We start from the raw sequence: 21,079 nt of genomic DNA on the forward strand, positions 1-21,079 counted from the left end.
CCCGTCCGGCGGGAGCGGGCCCTCGTGGGGCGTGCGGAACGGCCTCGGGCGGCCGGGCCCGTCCTAGAACGCGGCCTCGTCCAGCTCCATCAGGTCCAGCTCGACGCCCTGGGCGACCTTGCGGGCCAGGGTGAGGCCGGGCAGGACGTTGGCCGCGAAGAACTTCGCGGCGGCGATCTTGCCGGTGTAGAACGCCTTGTCCTTGGCGGAGGCGGTCGGCAGCTTCTCGGCGGCGATCGCGGCGCCCTTGAGGAGCAGGTAGCCGACGATCACGTCGCCGGAGGCCTGGAGCAGGCGGGTGGTGTTGAGGCCCACCTTGTAGATGTTCCTGACGTCCTGCTCGGTGGCCGCGAGGTCGGTCAGCATCAGGCCGACGATGGCCTCCAGCTCGACGGCGGCCTTGGCCAGGTGCTCGCGGGCGCCGGACAGCTCCTCGCCGCCGGTGGCGAGCGCCAGGAACTTCTTGATGTCCTCGGCGAGCGAGTTCAGCGCGGCGCCCTGGTTGCGGACGATCTTCCGGAAGAAGAAGTCCTGGCCCTGGATCGCCGTGGTGCCCTCGTACAGGGTGTCGATCTTGGCGTCGCGGATGTACTGCTCGATCGGGTACTCCTGGAGGAACCCGGAGCCGCCGAAGGTCTGGAGCGACTGCGCGAGCTGCTCGTAGGCCTTCTCGGAGCCGTAGCCCTTGACGACGGGCAGGAGCAGGTCGTTGAGGGCGTGCTCGGTCGAGGCGTCCTCGCCGTTCGCCTCCTTGACCTGGATCTCGTCCTGGACGGAGGCGGTGTACATGACCAGGGCGCGCATGCCCTCGGCGTACGCCTTCTGCGTCATGAGGGAGCGGCGGACGTCCGGGTGGTGCGTGATGGTGACCTTGGGGGCCGCCTTGTCCATGAAGTTGGCGAGGTCCGGGCCCTGGACGCGCTCCTTGGCGTACTCCAGGGCGTTGAGGTAGCCCGTGGAGAGGGTGGAGATCGCCTTCGTGCCGACCATCATGCGGGCGAACTCGATGATGCGGAACATCTGGCGGATGCCGTCGTGCTTGTCGCCGATCAGCCAGCCCTTGGCGGGGTGGCGGTCGCCGAAGGTCATCTCGCAGGTGTTGGAGGCCTTCAGGCCCATCTTGTGCTCGACGTTGGTGGCGTAGACGCCGTTGCGCTCGCCCAGCTCGCCGGTCTCGAAGTCGAACTCGTACTTCGGGACGAGGAAGAGGGACAGGCCCTTGGTGCCGGGTCCGGCGCCCTCGGGGCGGGCGAGGACGTAGTGGAGGATGTTCTCCGACATGTCGTGCTCGCCGGACGTGATGAAGCGCTTGACGCCCTCGATGTGCCAGGAGCCGTCGGCCTGTTCGACGGCCTTGGTGCGGCCGGCGCCGACGTCCGAACCGGCGTCCGGCTCGGTGAGGACCATGGTGGAGCCCCACTGCTTCTCGACGGCGAGCGAGGCGATGTGCTTCTGGACCTCGTTGCCCTCCTCGAAGAGGATGCCGGCGAACGCCGGGCCCGAGGAGTACATCCACACGGCCGGGTTGGCGCCGAGGATCAGCTCCGCGTACGCCCAGATGAGCGAGCGCGGGGAGGTGGTGCCGCCGATCTCCTCGGGCAGGCCGAGGCGCCAGTACTCGGAGTCCATGAAGGCCTGGTAGCTCTTCTTGAAGGAGGCCGGGACCGGGGCGGTGTTGGTCTCCGGGTCGAAGACCGGCGGGTTGCGGTCGGCGTCGGCGAAGGACTCGGCCAGCTCGTTCTCCGAGAGGCGGGTCAGCTCCTCGAGCACGCTCCTGGCGGTGTCGGTGTCCATCTCCGCGAACGGGCCCGTGCCGTAGACCTTGTCACGGCCGAGCACCTCGAAGAGGTTGAACTCGATGTCCCGGAGATTCGGCTTGTAGTGCCCCATGGCGACGCTCCCTTGAGAGATCGGCGAGGCACTCGCTCCTCGCATCCGTACACGTACCAACTAGTAGCTACGATGATGCTACCCGTCGGTAATAAGAAGCAACCCCGGGCCGCCCATCTGTGACTCGTTACTCGTTACTCTGTGCTGCATGTACGGCTACGACCAGACCGCGGGCCAACAGCAGCAGCAGTACGCCCCGCCCCCGCAGCAGCCGATGGGCGGCGGGTACGGGCAGCAGCCGCCGCTGTACCCCGAGCCGTCCCCGCCCTCGCTCGCGGACGCGGTGCGCGCCTTCACCACCGGCCAGATGTCCGCCGAGGACTTCCAGCAGATCTTCGCGACCTCGAAGGTCTACTGCCCGCGCGGCGACAATCCCGGCTTCCTCGCGCTGCACAACACCCAGCAGCCCGTGATCCCGATGTTCACCGGACTGAAGGAGCTGCGCCGGTACGCGGGCAAGGAGTCGAAGTACTTCGTGATCACCGGCGCGGAGGTGATCGACCTGCTGCCGACCGGCTACGGCTTCGTCCTGGACATGGAGGGCGAGCACCGGATGGTGTTCGACGCCAAAGCTGTCGAACAGATGGTCGATTTCGCCATGCGCCGCATGTATGGCTAGGCGCCGCCGAACGGATGTCCGCGGGCCCGGAGGGAATGACCTCCGGGCTTTCGTGGTTCCAGGTGGCAAGAAGTTCAATGCTCAACTAAAGTGGGGCGTACGCCGCCCGAGGAGGTCGACATGCCCGCCGTGACCGTCGAGAACCCGCTGACGCTGCCCCGCGTATCCGCACCCGCCGACGCCGTCGCACGTCCCGTGCTCACCGTGACGACCGCGCCCAGCGGTTTCGAGGGCGAGGGCTTCCCGGTGCGCCGCGCGTTCGCCGGGATCAACTACCGCCATCTCGACCCGTTCATCATGATGGACCAGATGGGTGAGGTGGAGTACGCGCCCGGGGAGCCCAAGGGCACGCCCTGGCACCCGCACCGCGGCTTCGAGACCGTCACCTACATCGTCGACGGGATCTTCGACCACCAGGACTCCAACGGTGGCGGCGGCACCATCACCAACGGCGACACCCAGTGGATGACGGCGGGCTCGGGCCTGCTGCACATCGAGGCGCCGCCGGAGCAGCTGGTGATGTCGGGCGGTCTCTTCCACGGGCTCCAGCTGTGGGTGAACCTGCCGGCCAAGGACAAGATGATGGCCCCGCGCTACCAGGACATCCGCAGTGGCAGCGTCCAGCTGCTCACCTCCCCCGACGGCGGCGCGCTGCTGCGCGTCATCGCCGGTGAGCTGGACGGGCACGACGGCCCCGGCATCACGCACACGCCGATCACGATGGTCCACGCCACGCTGGCGCCGGGCGCCGAGGTGACCCTGCCCTGGCGGGAGGACTTCAACGGCCTGGCGTACGTCATGGCCGGACGCGGGTCCGTGGGCGCCGAGCGGCGTCCGGTCCACCTCGGGCAGACCGCCGTCTTCGGCGCCGGGGGCTCGCTGACCGTCCGCGCGGACGAGAAGCAGGACGCGCACACCCCGGACCTGGAGGTCGTGCTGCTCGGCGGCCGGCCGATCCGGGAGCCGATGGCCCACTACGGTCCGTTCGTGATGAACACCAAGGACGAGCTGATGCAGGCCTTCGAGGACTTCCAGAAGGGGCGCCTCGGCACCGTCCCGGCGGTGCACGGGATGTCCGAGGAGGGCCCCGGCGCCTGACCGCGCGTCACCCGGGCGGGCCGTCCGCGCAGGACAGCCCGCCCGGTGCGTGATCGGGTGGGGGCGTGCAGCTGCTCCCCGGTCCGGTGCGCCGGTTCGCCGCCTGGTGCGCCGTCATCCTGCTCGCCAGCGGTGTCGTCTACGTCGCGGTCCGGCTCTGCGTCGAGTTCCGCACGGCGGTGACTCCGGCGCTGCTCGCGCTGCTCGGCACCGCGCTGCTCAGGCCGCTGCACGCGCGGCTGGTGAAGGCCCATGTGCAGCGGTCGCTGGCCGCCGGGCTGACCTGTGTCGCCGTGCTGGCGGTGGTCGGCGGGGCCGTCTACATCGTGGTCTCCGCACTCGTCGAGACCGGCGACCAGATCGTCACCTCGCTGCGGGACGCGGCGAAGGGCATCGCCGACCACTTCGGTGCGGCGGGCACCTCGCTGGACGACGTGGCCTCCAACGCGCGCGAACTGCTGGGCAAGTTCGGCGGTACGGCCGCCTCCGGCGTGGTGACCGGGATCAGCGTCGTCGGCGAGATGATGGCCATGGCCGTACTCGCCCTGCTGCTCGTCTTCTTCTTCCTGCGCGACTCCGACCGCGCCGTCACCACGGTGCGCGCCCTCGCCCCGCCCGGCGGTGCCGACACGGTCGAGGCCATGGCCCGGCGGGCCTTCGGAGCCGTCGAGGGCTTCATGCGCGGGACGACCCTGATCGCCCTCATCGACGCGCTCTGCATCACCGTCGGCCTGCTCGTCCTGCGCGTCCCCGGCGCGGTCGGGCTCGGGGCGCTGGTCTTCGTCGGCGCCTACATTCCCTATCTCGGCGCCTTCATCTCCGGGGCCGTCGCCGTGCTGGTGGCACTGGCCGACCGGGGGTTCGTCATCGCGCTGTGGGCGCTCGGCGTGGTGCTGGCCGTGCAGGTGCTGGAGGGACACGTGCTCCAGCCGATGATCCAGAGCCGTACCGTCCAGATGCACCCGGCGGTCGTGCTGCTGGCGCTCACCGCGGGCGCGTCGGTGGCGGGCATCCTGGGGATGCTCCTCGCCGTGCCCCTGACCGCCGCGGCGTTCGGGATCGTGCACGAGCTGCAGGGGCGTTACGGGGCCTCGGCGGCCGCCTCAGGGCCTGCCTCCGGGCCAGACGCGGGACCGGCACCGTCGACCGGGGCCGCGGGCTCGTAGAGCTCGTACCAGATGCTCTTGCCCTCGCCGCGCGGGGCGACGCCCCACGCGTCCGCGAGCAGCTCGACCAGCATCAGCCCGCGTCCGGAGGACGCCATCTCGCCCGGCCTGCGCTTGTGCGGCAGGTCGTCGCCGTTGTCGGTGACCTCCACCCGGATCCGCCGCTCGCCCCACTCCCCGGCCACCTCGGCGACGAGCAGGGCGTCGGTGTCGGTGTGGACCAGGACGTTCGTCAGCATCTCGGAGAGCAGGAGCACCGCCGCGTCGCGCTGCTCCTCGTCCGGCCAGTCGTGCAGCAGGTCGCGCAGGTGCTGCCGGGCGGCGGCGATCCGGGCGGGCTCGGCCTGGGCGACCGTCAGCATCGTGCGGCGCACCGGCGCCCGGGTCGCGGTGGATGCGCCGCAGCCACAGCCCTCGCCCTGCCGGCACAGCAGCAGCAGCGCGATGTCGTCCTCCCGGCGGTCGGACAGCGGGCCGACGGTGTGGTGCGAGGAGGGGCCGTGCACGGCCTGGACCAGCGCGTCGGCCAGCTCCTCCAGGCCGGCGGCGTGCTCCTCAAGGATCACGCGCAGGCGGTGCCAGCCACTCTGCAGATCGTGGCCGCCGGTCTCGACCAGGCCGTCCGTGCACAGCATCAGGGTGTCCCCGGGTTCCAGGGCGAGCCGCGTGGTCGGGTAGTCGGTGTCCGGGTCGATGCCCAGCGGCAGCCCGCCCGCCGTGGCGAGGATCAGTGCCGTCCCGTCCGCCATCCGCACCACCGGGTCCAGATGCCCCGCGCGGGCGCTCTCCATGGTGCCGGTGGCGGGGTCGACCTCGGCGTAGTAGCAGGTCGCGAAGCGCAGGTCGCCGGGGTCGTCCTCGGCCGCGGCGAGGCCGTGGAAGAAGTGCGAGGCGCGGGCGAGCACCGCGTCGGGGCGGTGGCCCTCGGAGGCGTAGGCGCGCAGGGCGATGCGCAGCTGCCCCATCAGCCCGGCCGCCCGCACGTCGTGGCCCTGGACGTCGCCGATCACCACGGCGAAGCGGCCCCCGGGCAGCGGGATCATGTCGTACCAGTCGCCGCCGACCTGAAGGCCGCCGCCGGTGGGGACGTAGCGGGCGGCGATGTCCATGCCGGGGATCTCCGGGCCGAGCATGGGCAGCATCGAGCGTTGCAGCCCCTCGGCCAGCTCCCGCTGGGTTTCCGCGGCGCCGGCCCGGGACAGGGCCTGGGCGAGCATCCGCGCCACCGTGGTCAGCACCGAGCGCTCGTCCGGCGTGAACGCCACCGGGTAGGCGAAGGCGGCCATCCAGGCGCCCATCGTGCGGCCCGCCACGGTCAGCGGCAGATAGGCCCAGGAGCGGCGGCCGAAGCGCTCGGCGAGCGACCACGTCATGGGATAGCGGGACCGGTACTGCTGCGGGGAGGAGAGGTAGACCGCGCGGCCGGTGCGGACCACCTCGGCGGCCGGGTAGTCGGTCTCCAGGGACATGTCCACGAACGGGTTGGCCTCGTCGTCCGGCTGCCCGTGGTGCCCGATGACGGTGAGGTGGTCCCCCGAGACCCCGAACACCGCGAGCCCGTCCGGGGAGAACCCCGGCATCGACAGCCCCGCCGCGACCCGCAGCACCTCCTCGGTGGACCGCGCCTCGGCCAGTGCCCGGCCCGCGTCCAGCAGGAAGGCCTCCCGCGAGCGCCGCCACTCGCCGGTGACCGCGCTGCGCCCCGCGGGGGTGCCCGGCCTCGGCTCGGCGACCTCCTGGAGGGTGCCGGTCAGCAGGTACGCCTTGCGCTCGGGGTCGAAGGAGGGCTTGGAGCGGCTGCGTACGACCCGGACGACATGGCCGTGCTCGTCCATGATCCGGATCCGGACCTCGGCGAGCGTGCCCTCGGCGACGGCGAGCTGGACCACCCCGGTGATCTCGTTCCAGTCCACCGGATGCAGCCGGGCCCGTACCTGCGCCTCGGTGAGGGTCGCCGGTTCGGCGGGCAGGCCGAGCAGGCGGGCGGCCTCTCCGTCCACCGTGACCTCACCCGTAGCGGTGTCCCAGTGCCACAGTCCGGTCGCGAGGGCGGCAAGGACGTCCCCCACCTCGGGCAGGGGCTCACCAGTGCGCATTGCCCCACTTTAAGAAGAGGTCGTCGAACGCTGCCACCGCTCGCCGGGGCGTCCGAGCGGGGTGGGAGCGGGCTCGTGGCGGGCTGCCGGCGGGTCAATCGGGAGGAAGGCAGCCGTGGCTGCCCGGTACGCTGGGGTTGTTTCACGTGAAACGCGAAACACCATCCCCGATCCGCGAAGGCTGGATGAACGACGATGCATCGGTACAGGTCCCACACCTGCGGCGAGCTCCGCTCCTCTGACGTCGGCACCGACGTCCGACTGAGTGGCTGGCTGCACAATCGGCGCGACCTGGGCGGCATCCTCTTCATCGATCTGCGCGATCACTACGGCATCACGCAGCTCGTCGCCCGTCCGGGCACCGAGGCGTACGAGGCGCTGGACAAGCTCACCAAGGAATCGACCGTTCGTGTCGACGGCCGGGTCGTCTCGCGCGGCGCCGACAACATCAACCCCGACCTGCCCACCGGCGAGGTCGAGGTCGAGGTGGGCGAGGTCGAGCTGCTCGGTGCCGCCCAGCCGCTGCCCTTCACCATCAACACCGAGGACGGGGTCAACGAGGAGCGGCGGCTCGAGTACCGCTTCCTGGACCTGCGCCGCGAGCGCATGCACCGCAACATCATGCTGCGCACGTCGGTCATCTCCTCGATCCGCAGCAAGATGGTCGCCCTCGGCTTCAACGAGATGGCGACGCCCATCCTCACCGCCACCTCCCCCGAGGGCGCCCGCGACTTCGTCGTGCCCTCCCGTCTGCACGCGGGCCGCTTCTACGCCCTCCCGCAGGCGCCGCAGCAGTTCAAGCAGCTGCTGATGATCTCGGGCTTCGACCGGTACTTCCAGATCGCGCCCTGCTTCCGCGACGAGGACGCCCGCGCCGACCGCTCGCCGGGCGAGTTCTACCAGCTCGACGTCGAGATGAGCTTCGTCGAGCAGGAGGACGTCTTCCGCCCGATCGAGCAGCTCATGACCGAGCTGTTCGAGGAGTTCGGCAACGGCCGCCACGTGACCTCGCCGTTCCCGCGGATCCCGTTCCGCGAGGCGATGCTGAAGTACGGCTCCGACAAGCCGGATCTGCGTGCCCAGCTGGAGCTGGTCGACATCACCGACGTCTTCGAGGGCTCGGAGTTCAAGGCCTTCGCCGGCAAGCACGTGCGCGCGCTGCCCGTCCCGGACGTGTCGGGCCAGCCCCGCAAGTTCTTCGACCAGCTCGGCGACTACGCCGTCTCGCAGGGCGCCAAGGGCCTGGCCTGGGTCCGCGTCGGCGAGGACGGCAAGCTGTCCGGCCCGATCGCGAAGTTCCTCACCGAGGAGAACGTCGCGGAGCTGACCAAGCGGCTCTCGCTGGCCCCCGGCCACGCGGTGTTCTTCGGCGCGGGCGAGTTCGACGAGGTCTCCAAGATCATGGGCGCGGTCCGCGTCGAGGCCGCCAAGCGCGCCGGCCACTTCGAGGAGAACGTCTTCCGCTTCTGCTGGATCGTCGACTTCCCGATGTACGAGAAGGACGAGGAGACGGGGAAGATCGACTTCTCCCACAACCCCTTCTCGATGCCGCAGGGCGGCATGGACGCCCTGGAGAACCAGGACCCGCTGGACATCCTCGCCTGGCAGTACGACATCGTCTGCAACGGCGTCGAGCTGTCCTCCGGCGCCATCCGGAACCACGAGCCGGAGATCATGCTCAAGGCCTTCGAGATCGCGGGCTACGACGCCGAGACCGTCGAGCGCGAGTTCGCCGGCATGCTGCGCGCCCTCCGCTTCGGCGCCCCGCCGCACGGCGGCATCGCCCCCGGCGTCGACCGCATCGTCATGCTGCTGGCCGACGAGCCCAACATCCGCGAGACCATCGCCTTCCCGCTCAACGGCAACGCCCAGGACCTGATGATGGGCGCCCCGACCGAGCTGGACGAGACCCGGCTGAGGGAACTGCACCTGACGGTGCGCAAGCCGCAGCCGAAGTAGTCAGCGGCGGCAGTCCCGCAGCGACTGCCGTCGAGATCCGCCGTTCCTGATCCGCCGTTCCCGATCCACGAAGGAGATGTGCTGTGCCCCTGGTGTCCGTCGTGATGCCCGTGTACAACTCGGCGGCCACCCTGGGCGCAGCCGTCCGATCGGTGCTCACGCAGACCCACAGCGATCTGGAGCTGCTGGTCACCGACGACCAGTCCTCCGACGGCTCCATGGACCTGCTGCGCGAGTTCGCCGCCCAGGACGAGCGCGTCCTGCCCCGCTCCTCGCCGGAGCGGGGCGGCGCGGGCCGGGCCCGCAACCTCGCCATCGAGCGGGCCCGCGGGGACTACGTCGCCTTCCTCGACTCGGACGACATGTGGCTGCCGGAGAAGACCGAGAAGCAGCTCGCCTTCGCCGCGGAAGGCACTGCGCCTCTGACGTTCACCTCGTACTTCAAGATGGATGCCGAGCACGACGGCGAGAGCACCGACTGGGTCCCGAACGGCCGGGTGATCCGGGCGCGGGAACACGTGGACTACCGCGCGATGCTGGTCCAGGACCACATCGGTGCTCTCACCGCCATGTACGACCGCAACGTCCTGGGCACCAGGCTGATGCCGGAGATGCGCAAGCGCCAGGACTACGCCCTGTGGCTGTCGATCATGCGGGACGGCGCCGACGCCCGGGGGCTGGCCGAGCCGCTCGCGGTGTACAGGGCCCATCAGGCGGGATCGCTGTCCTCCAACAAGCTGTCGCTCGTGGAGTACAACTGGGCCCTGTACCGCGAGCACGAACACCTGTCGGTCCCGCGGGCGACGCGGGCACTGGCCGGCGCCGTGTGGCAGTCGCTGCGCAACTCGCGCATCTAGCGCGACGCAGCCTACCGCGGCCTACCGGGGCCTACCGGGCCACGAACTGGGTCAGGATCGCCTGGACCTCGTAGATGTCGACGCCCTTGGTGAAGGTCTTCTGGACGGGGGTCTGGGAGCCGGAGAGCCAGATCTTCAGTTCGGCGTCGAGGTCGAAGTGGCCGGCGGTCTCGACCGCGAAGTGCGTGATGCTGCGGTAGGGGATCGAGTGGTACTCGGTCTTCTTGCCGGTGATGCCCTGCTTGTCGATCAGGATCAGCCGCCGGTCGGTGAACAGGATGGTGTCGCGGATCAGCAGGTAGGCCGCGTGGACCTGCTCGCCGTGGCCGAGCAGCCGCGCGTACTCCTGCTGCGCCTGGGCCGGGTCGATGCTGTGCGCGTTGCCGAACAGTGCCATGGATGTCCCCCACGTGAGCTGGCTGTTCGTTCGATTTTCGCAAAGCGGAGGGCCCGGGAGAAGCTCCTGCCTCTCCCGGGCCCCTGCTGTAGCGAGCGCGTTACGCCGCCGGCTTCTCCTCGAGACGCGGGAAGAGCACCGCGCCCTTGGTGACGGTCGCGCCGGCGGGCAGCCGGCCCCAGTCCGCCGCGTCCTGGACCTTCTGGTCCGCGAGGCCGCCGAGGGACGGCTCGGCGCCGAGGGAGTCCCAGAGCTTCTGGGAGGTGTCCGGCATGATCGGGTTGAGCAGGACCGCCACCGCGCGGAGTGCTTCCGCGGCCGTGTAGAGGATCGTCGCCAGGCGGGCCTTGCCCTCCGGGCTGTCGTCCTTCGCGACCTTCCAGGGCTCCTGCTCGGTGATGTAGCCGTTGACCTGCTTGACGAAGTCGAAGACCGCCAGGATGCCGCCCTGGAAGTCCAGCTCCTCGCCGATCTTCCGGTCCGCCTCCGACACGGCCTTGGTCAGGCCGTCGTGGATGGCCTTCTCCGCGTCGCCGTCGGCCGTCGCGGCCGGCAGCTCGCCGCCGAAGTACTTGTTGACCATGGCCGCCACGCGGGACGCCAGGTTGCCGTAGTCGTTGGCCAGCTCGCTGGTGTAGCGGGCGGAGAAGTCCTCCCAGGAGAACGAGCCGTCCTGGCCGAAGGCGATCGCGCGCAGGAAGTACCAGCGGTACGCGTCCACACCGAAGTGCATGGTCAGGTCCTGCGGCTTGATGCCGGTCAGGTTGGACTTCGACATCTTCTCGCCCCCGACCATCAGCCAGCCGTTCGCGGCGATCTTCCCCGGCAGGGGCAGGCCCTGCGCCATCAGCATCGCCGGCCAGATGATCGCGTGGAAGCGGAGGATGTCCTTGCCGACCAGGTGCACGTCGGCGGGGAACGTCGACTCGAACTTCTCCGGGTTCTCGTTGTAGCCGACCGCCGTGGCGTAGTTCAGGAGGGCGTCGACCCATACGTAGATGACGTGCTTGTCGTCCCAGGGGACCGGCACGCCCCAGTCGAAGGTCGAGCGGGAGATGGAGAGGTCCTGGAGGCCCTGGCGGACGAAATTCACGACCTCGTTGCGCGCGGACTCGGGCTGGATGAAGCCCGGGTTGGCCTCGTAGTGGGCGAGCAGCTTCTCGCTGTACTCGCTCAGCTTGAAGAAGTAGTTCTCCTCGCTGAGGATCTCCACCGGCTTCTTGTGGATCGAGCACAGCTTCTGGCCCGCGTACTCGCCCTCGCCGTCGAGCAGCTCGCCGGGGAGCTTGTACTCCTCGCAGCCCACGCAGTACGGGCCCTCGTAGCCGCCCTTGTAGATCTCGCCCTTGTCGTACAGGTCCTGCACGAACTCCTGGACGCGGTCGGTGTGCCGCTTCTGCGTGGTGCGGATGAAGTCGTCGTTCGCGATCTCCAGGTGCTCCCACAGGGGCTTCCAGGCCTCGGTGACGAGCTTGTCGGCCCAGGCCTGCGGGGTGACCCCGTTCGCCTCGGCCGTGCGCATGATCTTCTGACCGTGCTCGTCCGTGCCGGTGAGGTACCACACCTTCTCGCCGCGCTGGCGGTGCCAGCGGGTGAGCACGTCGCCTGCGACGGTCGTATAGGCGTGGCCCAGGTGAGGAGCGTCGTTGACGTAGTAGATGGGGGTCGAGACGTAGTACGCCTTCGCCCCCTGCTTCTCGTTTCCAGTGGCCGCCATGGTCGAAATCCTACTGGGCCCGCGGAGATCGACTCACACGCGTTTCGGGGGGTGGACGGAGGGCTTCCCCTTCGTCCACCCCCCGAAAGGGTTGACCGTGCGGCTGTGGTGACCGGCTACGGGCGCCAGGTGGCCAGTACGGCCTCGTACAGCTCCTTGTCGGTCAGCTCCTTCGGGGTCTCGCCGGCCAGGAAGTGGGAGGCGTTGCCCGTCTTGAGCTTGCGGAGGTAGTCGAAGGCCTTGTTCTCCGGGTCGCCGAAGGCGACGAAGGAGAAGTGGACGTTCGGGTGGTTCGCGGCGGCGTCCGTGAGGGCCTGGGTGGCGGGGGTCTTGGCGTCGGGGGCGCCGTCGGTCTGGAAGACCACCAGGACGGGGGTGCCGGGGGCGTCCTTCTCGGCGTGGTGGGCGAGGACGGCCTCCACGGCTGCGTGGTAGCTGGTGCGGCCCATGCGGCCGAGCGCCGCGTGCAGCTCGTCGATCTTGTTCTCGTGGTCGGTGAGGGTCAGGTCGCCGGTGCCGTCCACCTCGGTGGAGAAGAACGTGACGTGGACCGTGGCCTCGGGGTCGAGGTGTGCCGCGAGGGCGAGGGTCTGCTCGGCGAGGGCCTGGGCGGAGCCGTCCTTGTAGTACGGGCGCATGGAGGCGGAGCGGTCGAGGACCAGGTGGACCTTGGCGCGGGTGCCGGTGAGGTCGTGCTTCTTGAGGGCGGTGGCGGCGGCCTTGTAGGCGGTGGTGAGGCCGGGGGCGCGGGAGCGGAGGCGTGCCGCGGGGGTTGCGGGTTTTGACGCCTCGGCTGCGCCTTCGGCGTCCGTGTTCCCACGGGGTGCCTCCGGCGGGGTGGCGGACTGTGACGCCTCGGCTGCGCCTTCGGCGTCCGTGTTCCCACCCGCACCACCCGTGCTGCCTTCGTTGTCGGGTGCGGGTGGCCCCTGTGGGGCTTCCTCGCCGTCGGCGGCCGCGGGCTCGGGGGTGGCCTGCGGCTCCGCCTCGGCCTCCGGCTCGGGCTCAGCGTCGGGCTTCGCCTCCGCCTCGGCCTTTGCCTCCGGCTCGGGGTTCGGGGCAGGGGCTGCCTCGGGCTCTGCGGGCGTGGGATTCGGTTCCGGGGGTGTCTCCGGGGCCGAGGGGGTGGCCGTTGGTGTCGGGACCGTGATGTTGGTGAAGGCGGCCTTGACGAGGTCGTGCTCGTCGGGGGTGGATTCCGAGCGGGGCTCGGGGATCTGGGAGGACTCCGGCTCGGCCGAGGTGGTCTCGGCCGGCTCCGGGGGTGCGGTGGGCTGGGACGGGAGCTTCGGCTCCGGTGCGGTGACCGGCGGTGCCGTCTCCTGCGTCGCACCCTCCGCCTGTGCGGTCCGTTCCTTGCGTGAGCGGCCGAACGCGTTCCGCAGGAGAGTGAGAATGCCCATGTGCGCAACCCTTCGAGTGAGTTGGTGCCGTCAATCCCTGGCCAGGACGGACACGTAAGGTTAGCGGTCCCGGCTTGTGATCTTGTGCAGGGTCTGATGTACGGGCGGCGAGGCGTCAAGGCCGGATCCGGTCGTCGTCGCAATTCCCCTGCGGATTCCGCGGGTTCACCCTCCGTTCACCGCGACGCCCGGTCCCCGCACGTATGCGCGCCTACGGTCGCGCTGACACCAGGGCATACAGGGATTCTCAAGGGGAGAACACAGTGCGCAAGCTACTGCCGTTGATCGGGACGCCGTCCGGTTCGCATCCTGGCGGACGGTCGGCGATGACCTGCCGTTTCCGGTGTGGTGACGCCTGCTTCCACGAGGTGCCGAACACCAGCTCCAACGAGTACGTCGGCGATGTCATCGCCGGGGCGCTCAGCCGCCGTTCCATGATGCGGGCCGCCGCCGTCGTGACCGTCGCCGCGGCGGGCGCCGGGGCCGTCGGCGTGGCGGGGGCGCCGTCGGCGCAGGCCGCGCCCGCGGCCGGAAAGGGGCACGGGCGGCCCCCCGGGGCATCCGGTGCGCGCGGGCTGCGGTTCACGCCCGTCGCGCCCAACACCGACGACGCCGTGACCGTTCCGGAGGGGTACCGGCAGGACGTCGTCATCCGTTGGGGTGAACCCATTCTGCGTGGGGCGCCCGCCTTCGACCCGGAGAAGCAGAGCGCCAGGGCGCAGGCCGGGCAGTTCGGGTACAACAACGACTTCCTCGCGCTGCTGCCGCTGCGGGGCGAGCACGACCGCCAGCTCCTCGTCGCGAACCACGAGTACACCGACGAGGTGCTCATGTTCCGCGGCTACGACCCCGAGAACCCGACCCGCGAGCAGGTCGAGATCGCCTGGGCCGCGCACGGGCTGTCGGTCGTCGCCGTGGAGGCGGAGCGCAGGAGCGGGCGGCTCACGGCGGTGTCGCGGCATCGGCTGAACCGGCGGGTCACCGCCACCAGCGAGTTCCGGCTGACCGGCCCGGCGGCCGGGTCCGACCTGGTGAGGACCTCCGCCGACCGCACCGGCCGCAAGGTGCTCGGCACCCTCAACAACTGCTCCGGCGGCACCACCCCCTGGGGCACCACGCTGCACGGCGAGGAGAACTTCAACCAGTACTTCGCCAACAGCAGCCGGGACACCGACAAGCGGTACGGGATCGGGACCGGGGCCACCGAGCGCAAGTGGGAGCGGTTCGACAAGCGGTTCGACGTCGCCCGGGAGCCGAACGAGGTGCATCGGTTCGGGTACGTCGTGGAGCTGGATCCGTACGATCCCGAGTCGACGCCGCGCAAGCACACCGCGCTCGGCCGGTTCAAGCACGAGGCCGCGACCGTGCGGCTGACGCACGACGGGCGGCCGGTCGTCTACACCGGCGACGACGAGCGGTTCGACTACTTCTACAAGTTCGTCGGCAGCAAGCGGATGCGGCACGGCACCTCACGCTGGGCGCGCGAGCACAATCTCTCGCTGCTCGACGAGGGGACGCTGTACGTCGCCAAGCTCGACGGTGACTCCCCGGCCATCGAGATCGACGGGACGGGGACGCTGCCGCGCGACGGCGAGTTCGACGGCGGCGGCGAGTGGATTCCGCTGGTCACCGCCACGGAGCGCGGTGCCGTCTCGCACGTCGAGGGGATGAGCGCCGAGGAGGTGTGCGTCTTCACCCGGCTCGCCGGGGACAAGGTCGGCGCGACCAAGATGGACCGGCCCGAGGACATCGAGCCGTCGCCGACGACCGGCAAGGTGTACGTCGCCCTCACCAACAACTCCAACCGGGGCAAGGCCGGTTACGCGGGTCCCGACGAGGCCAACCCGCGCAACTCCAACAAGCACGGCCACGTCCTGGAGCTGACCGAGCGCTGGAACCGGGCCGACGCCACCCGCTTCGGGTGGTCGCTGTTCCTGGTCGCCGGTGACCCGGAGGACCCGGCGACCTACTTCGCGGGATTCCCCAAGGACCGGGTCAGCCCGATCTCCTGCCCGGACAACGTCGCCTTCGACGACCACGGCAACCTGTGGATTTCCACCGACGGCAATGCCCTCGGCACCCACGACGGGCTCTTCGGCGTGGCGACCAGGGGCGACCGGCGCGGTGAGCTGAAGCAGTTCCTGACCGTGCCGACCGGCGCCGAGACCTGCGGTCCGCTCGTCCAGGACCGGCGGGTGCTGGTCGCCGTGCAGCACCCGGGCGAGGTCGACGGTGCCTCGGTGGAGCAGCCGGCCAGCACCTGGCCCGACGGGCCCGGGAAGATCGTGCGCCCGGCGGTCGTGGCGGTGTGGCGCGCGGACGGCGGCGACATCGGCGTCTGAGCCGGCCGGGAAGCAAGAGGGAGCGGTCAGCCGGCCGCCGCGTGCAGGGTCAGGTCGACGACCAGTGCGCGGTGGTCGGTGCCCGCCAGGTCGAGGAACCGGGCGTCGCGCGCGGCGAAGTCCTCGGACACCAGGACGTGGTCGATCTGCGTGCCGAACACGGGGAGGGTCCTCGCGGGCCAGCTGGGTGTGCGGTCCTCGCCCGCGAGCCGGGCCGCGTCGCGCAGCCCCGTGTCCAGGATGCGGCGGAAGGCGGCGTGGTCCTGCGAGGCGTTGAAGTCGCCGGCCAGGACGGTGGGCGTGCCGCGGTCCCCCGCGGCGGCGTCGCGCAGGGCGTCCAGCTCCTCGCGCCACAGGTCCACCCGGTCCGCCAGCGGCGGCATCGGGTGGGCGAGCCGGAGCCGTACGGCGTGGCCGCGCACGTCGGCGACGGCGGCGGGCATGCCCATGGTGCCGGGGACGGCGGGGGCGGCCCGGAGCGGGAAGGCGCTCAGGATCACGGAGCCCTTGGAGCCGTCGCCCTCGACGGCCCGCCGGTGCGGAAAGCCGGCGGCCAGGTCGCGCCGCAGCGCCGCGTCGCAGGTGCGCTCGCACTCCTGTACGAAAACGAGGTCGGGCTTCTCGCGGCGCACGGCGGCGATCAGCGCGTCGGTGCCCTGCCCGAACTCCACGTTGGAGGTCAGCACCCGGATCTCGGCGAGGGGCGGTCCGGTGGGCTCCACACTCTTGCCGTACGGCTCGATGAACCACGCGAGGAGCCCGAGCAGCGCGACGCCCCACACGGCGCCGGTCCACCACCGGGCGAGCAGCGTCAGCAGCAGCCCGGCGCCGGTCGGCACCAGCAGCCAGGGCAGGAAGGCGAGGAGTTGCGGTACGGGGGTGACGCCGTCGCTGTCGGCGGCCCGGCAGCCGACGACCACGCTCACCCCGGCGAACAGCAGCCCCGCGCACCAGGCACCGAGGCGCCGTCCGGTGCGGCGGGGCGTCCGCCCGTCGTGGGCGTCCGTCCACGTGCCGGTCGCCGTGTCGGTCTCGGTGTCCAAGTCGCGGCCCTTCGCTCGCGGTGCGATGCCCGAATCTACGCCCGGTCGTGGAACTCCCGGACGACCTCGATGCGGCCCACGATGTGCCGGTTGAACTCCGCCAGTTCCTCCGCCGGGACCCACAGCTCCAGGATGGTCTCGCCGCCTGCCTGGCGGACCGGGTAGCGGGCCAGGAACGCGGTGTCGGCCTCGAACCGGGTCACGTATCCCGAGCCGGACGCGGGAACGTTCCAGTTGCGGGCGATGCGGACGGCGTAGTCCTCGTTGAGGACCGGGTAGAAGATCGGCTGCTCGGGCAGGCGCGGGGGCCAGGCCGTCCAGCCGGATGCCTCGACGAGCGCCAGCTCCTCGGGGCCGGTGGGCCGCCACAGGGTCGTCGTGCCGCGCTCGGTCCGGTTCTCGGTCATGGGCGGCGACGTTAGCCGCCCGGGCGCGGTCCCCGCCAAGGCGTTTCAGAGGCGGGTGCGGGTCGGCCGGGGCGGGCCGGGCTCGGCGGCGGGCGCGGGGGACCGGCGGCGCGGCGGACGCCCGTACCGGCCCGTGAGCCAGGAGGCCAGGGCGACCGTGAGGCCGAGGGCGACGAGGAGCCAGGAGGCGGTGCGCAGCGTTTCGGTGAGGGCGTCGTACACGGCGCCCGCGGCGGGGCCGTCCACCGGGCCGGGGAGTTCGGCGACGGTGAGCCGGCGGCCGACCAGGACGGCGAGGGCGAGCAGGGCGCCGCCGAGGGCGGTGCCGATCCCGGCGGCCGTGAGGGCGCGGCGGCGGCAGGCGGCGACGGCGATTCCGGTGACCGCGAAGACGACGGCCGCCAGCGGCAGCCAGAAGGCGGCGACGTCGAGCACGTGGTAGCCCTTCCTGAGCCGGTCCGCCTCGTGGGCCGGGAGCACGGTGACCGCGAGATGGCGGACCGGGATGCGCCGGGCGAAGGGCACGTGGTCCGCGGCGAGCCGGTCCCGCACGCGTTCGGTGACGGGGGCCAGGTCGACGGTGACCGGGCGCCCCGCCGCGCCGTCGTCCCGCAGGGCGCGCAGCACGGCGGCGTGGACGGTGCGGTTCGCCGCGTCCCAGCCCTCGTGGAAGGCCTCGGTCCGGGTGAACGACCGGGCCGCGTCCCGCACGAAGAGCCGCACGCTGCCGTTCACGGGGCCTGCCGCGACCTCGTCGACGAGCCCCGCGAACCCGGCGCCCAGCGTGTCGGCGGCCGCGTCCCGCACGTCCGGATCGTCGGCGAGCGGCGCCATGGACGCGACGTAGCGGCCCGTGTCGGCCGGCCCGTGCATCGCCCAGCCCGCCAGCGTGGCGCACGGTGCGAGCAGGCAGGCGAGGACGATCAGGGCGGCCGACAGGGCGCTCCGGAGGCGGCGGGACACCCTCCCAGGCAAACCCCCGCGCCCCCGGCGGGCCACCGGCGTGACTGCATATGGCCCCCGAAGACGCCCCCGGGGACGAGCCGGTCAGGTGGTGCGGGTGAGGGTGCGGTGCCTGGCCGCCCGGGCATCCTCGGCGTCCTCGTGGGTGGCGTAGAGGTAGTACAGCCCGGCCGTGACCGCTCCCGCGAGCAGCAGGGAGGCGAGGACGCAGGTGAACATGGCCACGCCGCTGCCCGAGTACAGGAACCCCACGGCGCTGCCCGTGAACGCCCCCCACAGCACCGCGTGGCCCTCGCGCGGCAGCCGGTCGGCCACGGCGCGGACCGCGTACCAGAGGAGGGCGAAGGCGAGCACCGTCATGAAGCCGAACAGCAGGTTCCAGCCGGTGATGGGGCCGCCGTGGCGGCGCACGGACGCCGCCCAGTAGCCGTAGACCAGCCCGATCGCCAGCGGCATCGCCCACTTCGCCAGCAGGTGGGTCCGCGCGCCGAAGACGTCGGGCGTACGGCGCCCGGACGTGTCCCGTCCCGTACCGGTGCCGCCGGTGCGGGCGCCGGTGGACGTGGTGCGTGTGGGTACCGCGTGAGTCATGAGAGCACTCCTCTCGCCTCGCCCCGTCTGCCCCCGTCTACCAGCGCACACCTGGGCCCGCCGACTGGCAAGTCAGGACGCGGGCCGGTCGGGATGCGGGCCGGTCGGGCGCGTGTTTCGCTGGGGCCCGTGAGGGGTCGTGTCCGCAGGCCGGTGCGCGCCCGGTGGCGGCCGCTCGGCCGGCTCGTGCACGCCGCCGGCTGGGGCGACGCCGTGTCCCGGCACGAGCTGCTCAGTGTGCGCGGCCGCACCGTGGCCTGGGTGTTCCCCCTGCTGCTGCTCGTCGGCATCGCCGCGGGCGACGTCACCACCGGCGCCTTCGAGATCATCTCCTGGACCGTGCTGGTGCCGGGCGTCGCAGCCGCGATCTGCGGGGTGCGGGGAACGGCCGCCTTCGCCGTGCTCGCGGTCGTCGTCTACGTCTGTGCCGACACCGTGTGGCAGCACCGCGACGAGACCGGGCTGCCCGGTCTGGTCCTCGTCGTGCTGGGCGGCGCCATCGCCGTGGTGGCCGCCGCGTTCCGGGTCGACGGCGAGCGGCGCATGCTGCACATGCGGGACATCGCCGACACCACCCGCCGCACCGTGCTGCGCCCGCTCCCGGTGGGTTTCGGCGGCCTCGACCACGCCGCCGTCTACCTCTCCGCGGACAGCGAGGCCCGCGTCGGCGGCGACTTCTACGACATCCAGCCCGGACCGCACGGCACCCGGGTCCTCGTCGGCGACGTGCAGGGCAAGGGTCTCGGCGCGGTGGAGACGGCCGCCGCGCTGCTCGGCACCTTCCGCGAGGTCGGCTACCACGAAGCGGACCTCGCGACGGTCGCCGAGCGCCTGGAGACCCGCATGCTGCGCCACCGCGGGCACACCGCGGGCCTCGGCCGGGCCGACGGCGACCGGTTCGCGACCGCCGTGCTGATCGGTTTCCCGCCCGGCCTGCCGGACGCCGTGGACGCCGTCGTCTTCGGTCACGAACCCCCGATGGCGGTCGGCCCGCGCGGGGTGCGCCTGCTGCCGGTCGTGGGCGGGCTGCCGCTGGGCATGGCCGAACTGGCGCCCACCGGCCGGTCCGGGACGCCGCCGGTGCACCGGCTGCACCTGGCCGAGGACGAGACGCTGCTGCTGGTCACCGACGGGGTGACCGAGGCCCGGGACCCCGGCGGGGTCTTCTACCGGCCGGCCGACGACATCGCCCGCGCCGTCGCCGCCGACGCCCGCAACGCCGTGCCCGCGCGGCTGGTGTCCCTCGTCCGGGACGGCACGCTGCGGCACTGCCGGGGGCGGGTGGCCGACGACACCACGGTCTTCGCGGTACGGCGGACACCGGCCGGTCGGGAGCCGGCCGACGGCGGCTGAGTGCCCGCTTCGCGGCCGCAGCGGTTACGGTGCTGCGGTACGTGATCGACCTGCGTGATCGACAGGGGGAGGGACAGGGACATGCCCGGAACCGTGCTGCTGCTCGCGGCGGCGCCCGTGGGCCGCGGGTGCCTGGTGGACGCCGCCTCCGTGCTCCCCGTGCTCGCGGCCGTGCCGCCCGCCGTGCTCGCCGGCACGGACACGGCGAACGTCGTCGAACTCGCCGACCCGCTGGAGCCGCAGGCCGTCCTGACCCGGCTGCGGGCCGCGGCGGCGGCCCCCGGACCGCTCACGGTCTACGTCGCCGGGCAGCTCCAGCTGGACCGGCGCCAGCGCCTGCCGCACCTGGCGCTGGCCCGCACGACCCCGTCGACCGTCCGCTACACGGCGCTGCCCTGGCACTGGATCCGCGAGGAGCTGCGGCTGCGGCCGAGCGGCGCGACGACGCTGCTGCTCGATCTGCACGCCGACCACGAGACCTGGCAGTGGCTGCGGACCAACCCGCTGGACTCCGGGCGCAACAACGCCGTCTACGGTCGCGTCGCGCCGCCGCCCGCACGGCGGGCGGTGGCCGTCCCGTCGTACATGCGGGGCGTGGCGACGATCCTGCGCAGCGGGCACCGGCCGGCGCCGGACGAACTGCACCAGCAGGCGCTGGCCCGCGCCGCCGCCGACGCCGCGGGCAGCGGCGCGGTGACCGGCGCCGACCTGGTGCTGACGGCGCCGGGGCCGGTGGCGGGCGACCCGCACGCCGTCATCGCCGCCGCGGTGCGCTCCGGGCGGCACGGGGACGCCGACGCGCTCGCCGCCCGGCACGAGCGGGCCGCGGCCCACGGGCACGGGCCCGCCTCCGAGGACGCGCTGCACTGGACGGAGGTCCGGGCCGACCTGGCGATGTTCGCGGGGGACCCGGTGCGCAGCTGCCGGGCCTGGCTGACGGTGGCCGAGGCCCGGCTCGGCGCCGGGCAGCCGCCGCAGGCGCCCGCCGTGGAGGCGGCCGTCGACCGGGCCCACCACCAGTGGGGGCGGATCCGCGACGCCGGACCGGCCCGCGAACTGGGTGCGGCCCTCGCCGCGCTGCGCGGCCGCGTGCCGGGCCGCCGCGAGGGCGCCCTGGACCACGTCCAGCGCGAACTGAGCCGCTTGCAGACGCAGGGCTGACGGGCCCTAGGGCCTGT

General features: G+C 72.0%; 17 protein-coding genes. 8 read left to right on the forward strand and 9 right to left on the reverse strand.

Annotated features, from left to right (window positions below; all coding sequences use genetic code 11):
• Positions 1-63: 63 nt before the first annotated feature.
• Entirely contained in the window at positions 64-1,890 is a 1,827-nt protein-coding gene (locus tag ACZ7MF_RS27510) for an acyl-CoA dehydrogenase (protein WP_471480584.1), read from the reverse strand.
• Between the two features lie 148 nt (positions 1,891-2,038).
• On the opposite strand from ACZ7MF_RS27510, the gene ACZ7MF_RS27515 reads away from it, so the two are divergent.
• The 3 genes from ACZ7MF_RS27515 (at position 2,039) to ACZ7MF_RS27525 (ending at position 4,773) form a co-directional block, all read left to right on the forward strand.
• On the forward strand, positions 2,039-2,509 hold the full coding sequence (locus ACZ7MF_RS27515) for an SseB family protein (protein WP_003975142.1): 471 nt from the start codon (positions 2,039-2,041) through the stop codon (positions 2,507-2,509).
• A 120-nt stretch (positions 2,510-2,629) separates the two neighbouring features.
• Entirely contained in the window at positions 2,630-3,607 is a 978-nt protein-coding gene (locus ACZ7MF_RS27520; protein WP_356862103.1) for a pirin family protein, read from the forward strand.
• A gap of 65 nt (positions 3,608-3,672) precedes the next feature.
• On the forward strand, positions 3,673-4,773 hold the full coding sequence (locus ACZ7MF_RS27525) for an AI-2E family transporter (protein ID WP_471480587.1): 1,101 nt from the start codon (positions 3,673-3,675) through the stop codon (positions 4,771-4,773).
• Here ACZ7MF_RS27525 and ACZ7MF_RS27530 read toward each other — a convergent pair.
• On the reverse strand, positions 4,689-6,869 hold the full coding sequence (locus ACZ7MF_RS27530; protein ID WP_471480589.1) for a SpoIIE family protein phosphatase: 2,181 nt from the start codon (positions 6,867-6,869) through the stop codon (positions 4,689-4,691). The genes ACZ7MF_RS27525 and ACZ7MF_RS27530 overlap by 85 nt on opposite strands.
• Positions 6,870-7,064: 195 nt before the next feature.
• On the opposite strand from ACZ7MF_RS27530, the gene aspS reads away from it, so the two are divergent.
• Positions 7,065-8,828: an aspartate--tRNA ligase gene (gene aspS, locus ACZ7MF_RS27535; RefSeq protein WP_471480591.1), complete on the forward strand. Its 1,764-nt coding sequence runs from the start codon at positions 7,065-7,067 to the stop codon at positions 8,826-8,828.
• A gap of 83 nt (positions 8,829-8,911) precedes the next feature.
• Positions 8,912-9,685: a glycosyltransferase family 2 protein gene (locus ACZ7MF_RS27540; protein WP_356862111.1), complete on the forward strand. Its 774-nt coding sequence runs from the start codon at positions 8,912-8,914 to the stop codon at positions 9,683-9,685.
• A gap of 31 nt (positions 9,686-9,716) precedes the next feature.
• Here the strand turns inward: ACZ7MF_RS27540 and ACZ7MF_RS27545 are convergent, their stop codons facing one another.
• From ACZ7MF_RS27545 to ACZ7MF_RS27555, 3 genes are all read right to left on the reverse strand, one after another.
• Positions 9,717-10,082, reverse strand: a complete 366-nt coding sequence (locus tag ACZ7MF_RS27545; protein ID WP_356862113.1) for a PH domain-containing protein — start codon at positions 10,080-10,082, stop codon at positions 9,717-9,719.
• A 100-nt stretch (positions 10,083-10,182) separates the two neighbouring features.
• Positions 10,183-11,799 carry a methionine--tRNA ligase gene (gene metG, locus ACZ7MF_RS27550; RefSeq protein WP_471480594.1) on the reverse strand — a complete coding sequence of 539 codons (1,617 nt, stop codon included), beginning with the start codon at positions 11,797-11,799 and terminating at the stop codon, positions 10,183-10,185.
• 116 nt (positions 11,800-11,915) lie between these two features.
• Positions 11,916-13,202, reverse strand: a complete 1,287-nt coding sequence (locus tag ACZ7MF_RS27555) for a VWA domain-containing protein (RefSeq protein ID WP_471480596.1) — start codon at positions 13,200-13,202, stop codon at positions 11,916-11,918.
• A gap of 263 nt (positions 13,203-13,465) precedes the next feature.
• Here ACZ7MF_RS27555 and ACZ7MF_RS27560 point away from each other — a divergent pair, with 263 nt between their 5' ends.
• A complete protein-coding gene (locus ACZ7MF_RS27560) occupies positions 13,466-15,544 on the forward strand; it encodes a PhoX family protein (protein ID WP_471480598.1) in 2,079 nt (692 codons plus the stop codon).
• A 26-nt stretch (positions 15,545-15,570) separates the two neighbouring features.
• Here the strand turns inward: ACZ7MF_RS27560 and ACZ7MF_RS27565 are convergent, their stop codons facing one another.
• The 4 genes from ACZ7MF_RS27565 to ACZ7MF_RS27580 all read right to left on the reverse strand — a co-directional run bounded on the left by ACZ7MF_RS27565 (position 15,571) and on the right by ACZ7MF_RS27580 (position 18,548).
• Positions 15,571-16,587 carry an endonuclease/exonuclease/phosphatase family protein gene (locus ACZ7MF_RS27565; RefSeq protein ID WP_471480600.1) on the reverse strand — a complete coding sequence of 339 codons (1,017 nt, stop codon included), beginning with the start codon at positions 16,585-16,587 and terminating at the stop codon, positions 15,571-15,573.
• A 35-nt stretch (positions 16,588-16,622) separates the two neighbouring features.
• Positions 16,623-16,994: an ADP-ribosylation/crystallin J1 gene (locus ACZ7MF_RS27570; RefSeq protein ID WP_471480602.1), complete on the reverse strand. Its 372-nt coding sequence runs from the start codon at positions 16,992-16,994 to the stop codon at positions 16,623-16,625.
• A 45-nt stretch (positions 16,995-17,039) separates the two neighbouring features.
• The gene (locus ACZ7MF_RS27575; protein ID WP_471480604.1) at positions 17,040-17,957 is read right to left on the reverse strand and encodes a hypothetical protein; all 918 of its coding nucleotides are present in this window, start codon (positions 17,955-17,957) and stop codon (positions 17,040-17,042) included.
• A gap of 84 nt (positions 17,958-18,041) precedes the next feature.
• The gene (locus tag ACZ7MF_RS27580) at positions 18,042-18,548 is read right to left on the reverse strand and encodes a hypothetical protein (RefSeq protein WP_471480606.1); all 507 of its coding nucleotides are present in this window, start codon (positions 18,546-18,548) and stop codon (positions 18,042-18,044) included.
• 93 nt (positions 18,549-18,641) lie between these two features.
• Here ACZ7MF_RS27580 and ACZ7MF_RS27585 point away from each other — a divergent pair, with 93 nt between their 5' ends.
• Both ACZ7MF_RS27585 and ACZ7MF_RS27590 read left to right on the forward strand, forming a co-directional pair.
• Positions 18,642-19,901, forward strand: a complete 1,260-nt coding sequence (locus ACZ7MF_RS27585; protein ID WP_471480608.1) for a PP2C family protein-serine/threonine phosphatase — start codon at positions 18,642-18,644, stop codon at positions 19,899-19,901.
• Between the two features lie 81 nt (positions 19,902-19,982).
• Positions 19,983-21,062, forward strand: coding sequence for a hypothetical protein (locus ACZ7MF_RS27590; RefSeq protein ID WP_471480611.1), 1,080 nt, complete (start codon positions 19,983-19,985; stop codon positions 21,060-21,062).
• The last annotated feature ends 17 nt before the right edge of the window (positions 21,063-21,079 follow it).

The organism is Streptomyces sp. NPDC111628 (genome assembly GCF_055635195.1).

Excerpts from the sequence above, each read along its gene's own strand:
- ACZ7MF_RS27510 (WP_471480584.1), bottom strand. The coding sequence starts at position 1,890 with ATGGGGCACTACAAGCCGAATCTCCGGGACATCGAGTTCAACCTCTTC.
- ACZ7MF_RS27515 (WP_003975142.1), top strand. The coding sequence starts at position 2,039 with ATGTACGGCTACGACCAGACCGCGGGCCAACAGCAGCAGCAGTACGCC.
- ACZ7MF_RS27520 (WP_356862103.1), top strand. The coding sequence starts at position 2,630 with ATGCCCGCCGTGACCGTCGAGAACCCGCTGACGCTGCCCCGCGTATCC.
- ACZ7MF_RS27530 (WP_471480589.1), bottom strand. The coding sequence starts at position 6,869 with ATGCGCACTGGTGAGCCCCTGCCCGAGGTGGGGGACGTCCTTGCCGCC.
- aspS (WP_471480591.1), top strand. The coding sequence starts at position 7,065 with ATGCATCGGTACAGGTCCCACACCTGCGGCGAGCTCCGCTCCTCTGAC.
- ACZ7MF_RS27545 (WP_356862113.1), bottom strand. The coding sequence starts at position 10,082 with ATGGCACTGTTCGGCAACGCGCACAGCATCGACCCGGCCCAGGCGCAG.
- metG (WP_471480594.1), bottom strand. The coding sequence starts at position 11,799 with ATGGCGGCCACTGGAAACGAGAAGCAGGGGGCGAAGGCGTACTACGTC.
- ACZ7MF_RS27555 (WP_471480596.1), bottom strand. The coding sequence starts at position 13,202 with ATGGGCATTCTCACTCTCCTGCGGAACGCGTTCGGCCGCTCACGCAAG.
- ACZ7MF_RS27570 (WP_471480602.1), bottom strand. The coding sequence starts at position 16,994 with ATGACCGAGAACCGGACCGAGCGCGGCACGACGACCCTGTGGCGGCCC.
- ACZ7MF_RS27580 (WP_471480606.1), bottom strand. The coding sequence starts at position 18,548 with ATGACTCACGCGGTACCCACACGCACCACGTCCACCGGCGCCCGCACC.
- ACZ7MF_RS27585 (WP_471480608.1), top strand. The coding sequence starts at position 18,642 with ATGCGGGCCGGTCGGGCGCGTGTTTCGCTGGGGCCCGTGAGGGGTCGT.
- ACZ7MF_RS27590 (WP_471480611.1), top strand. The coding sequence starts at position 19,983 with ATGCCCGGAACCGTGCTGCTGCTCGCGGCGGCGCCCGTGGGCCGCGGG.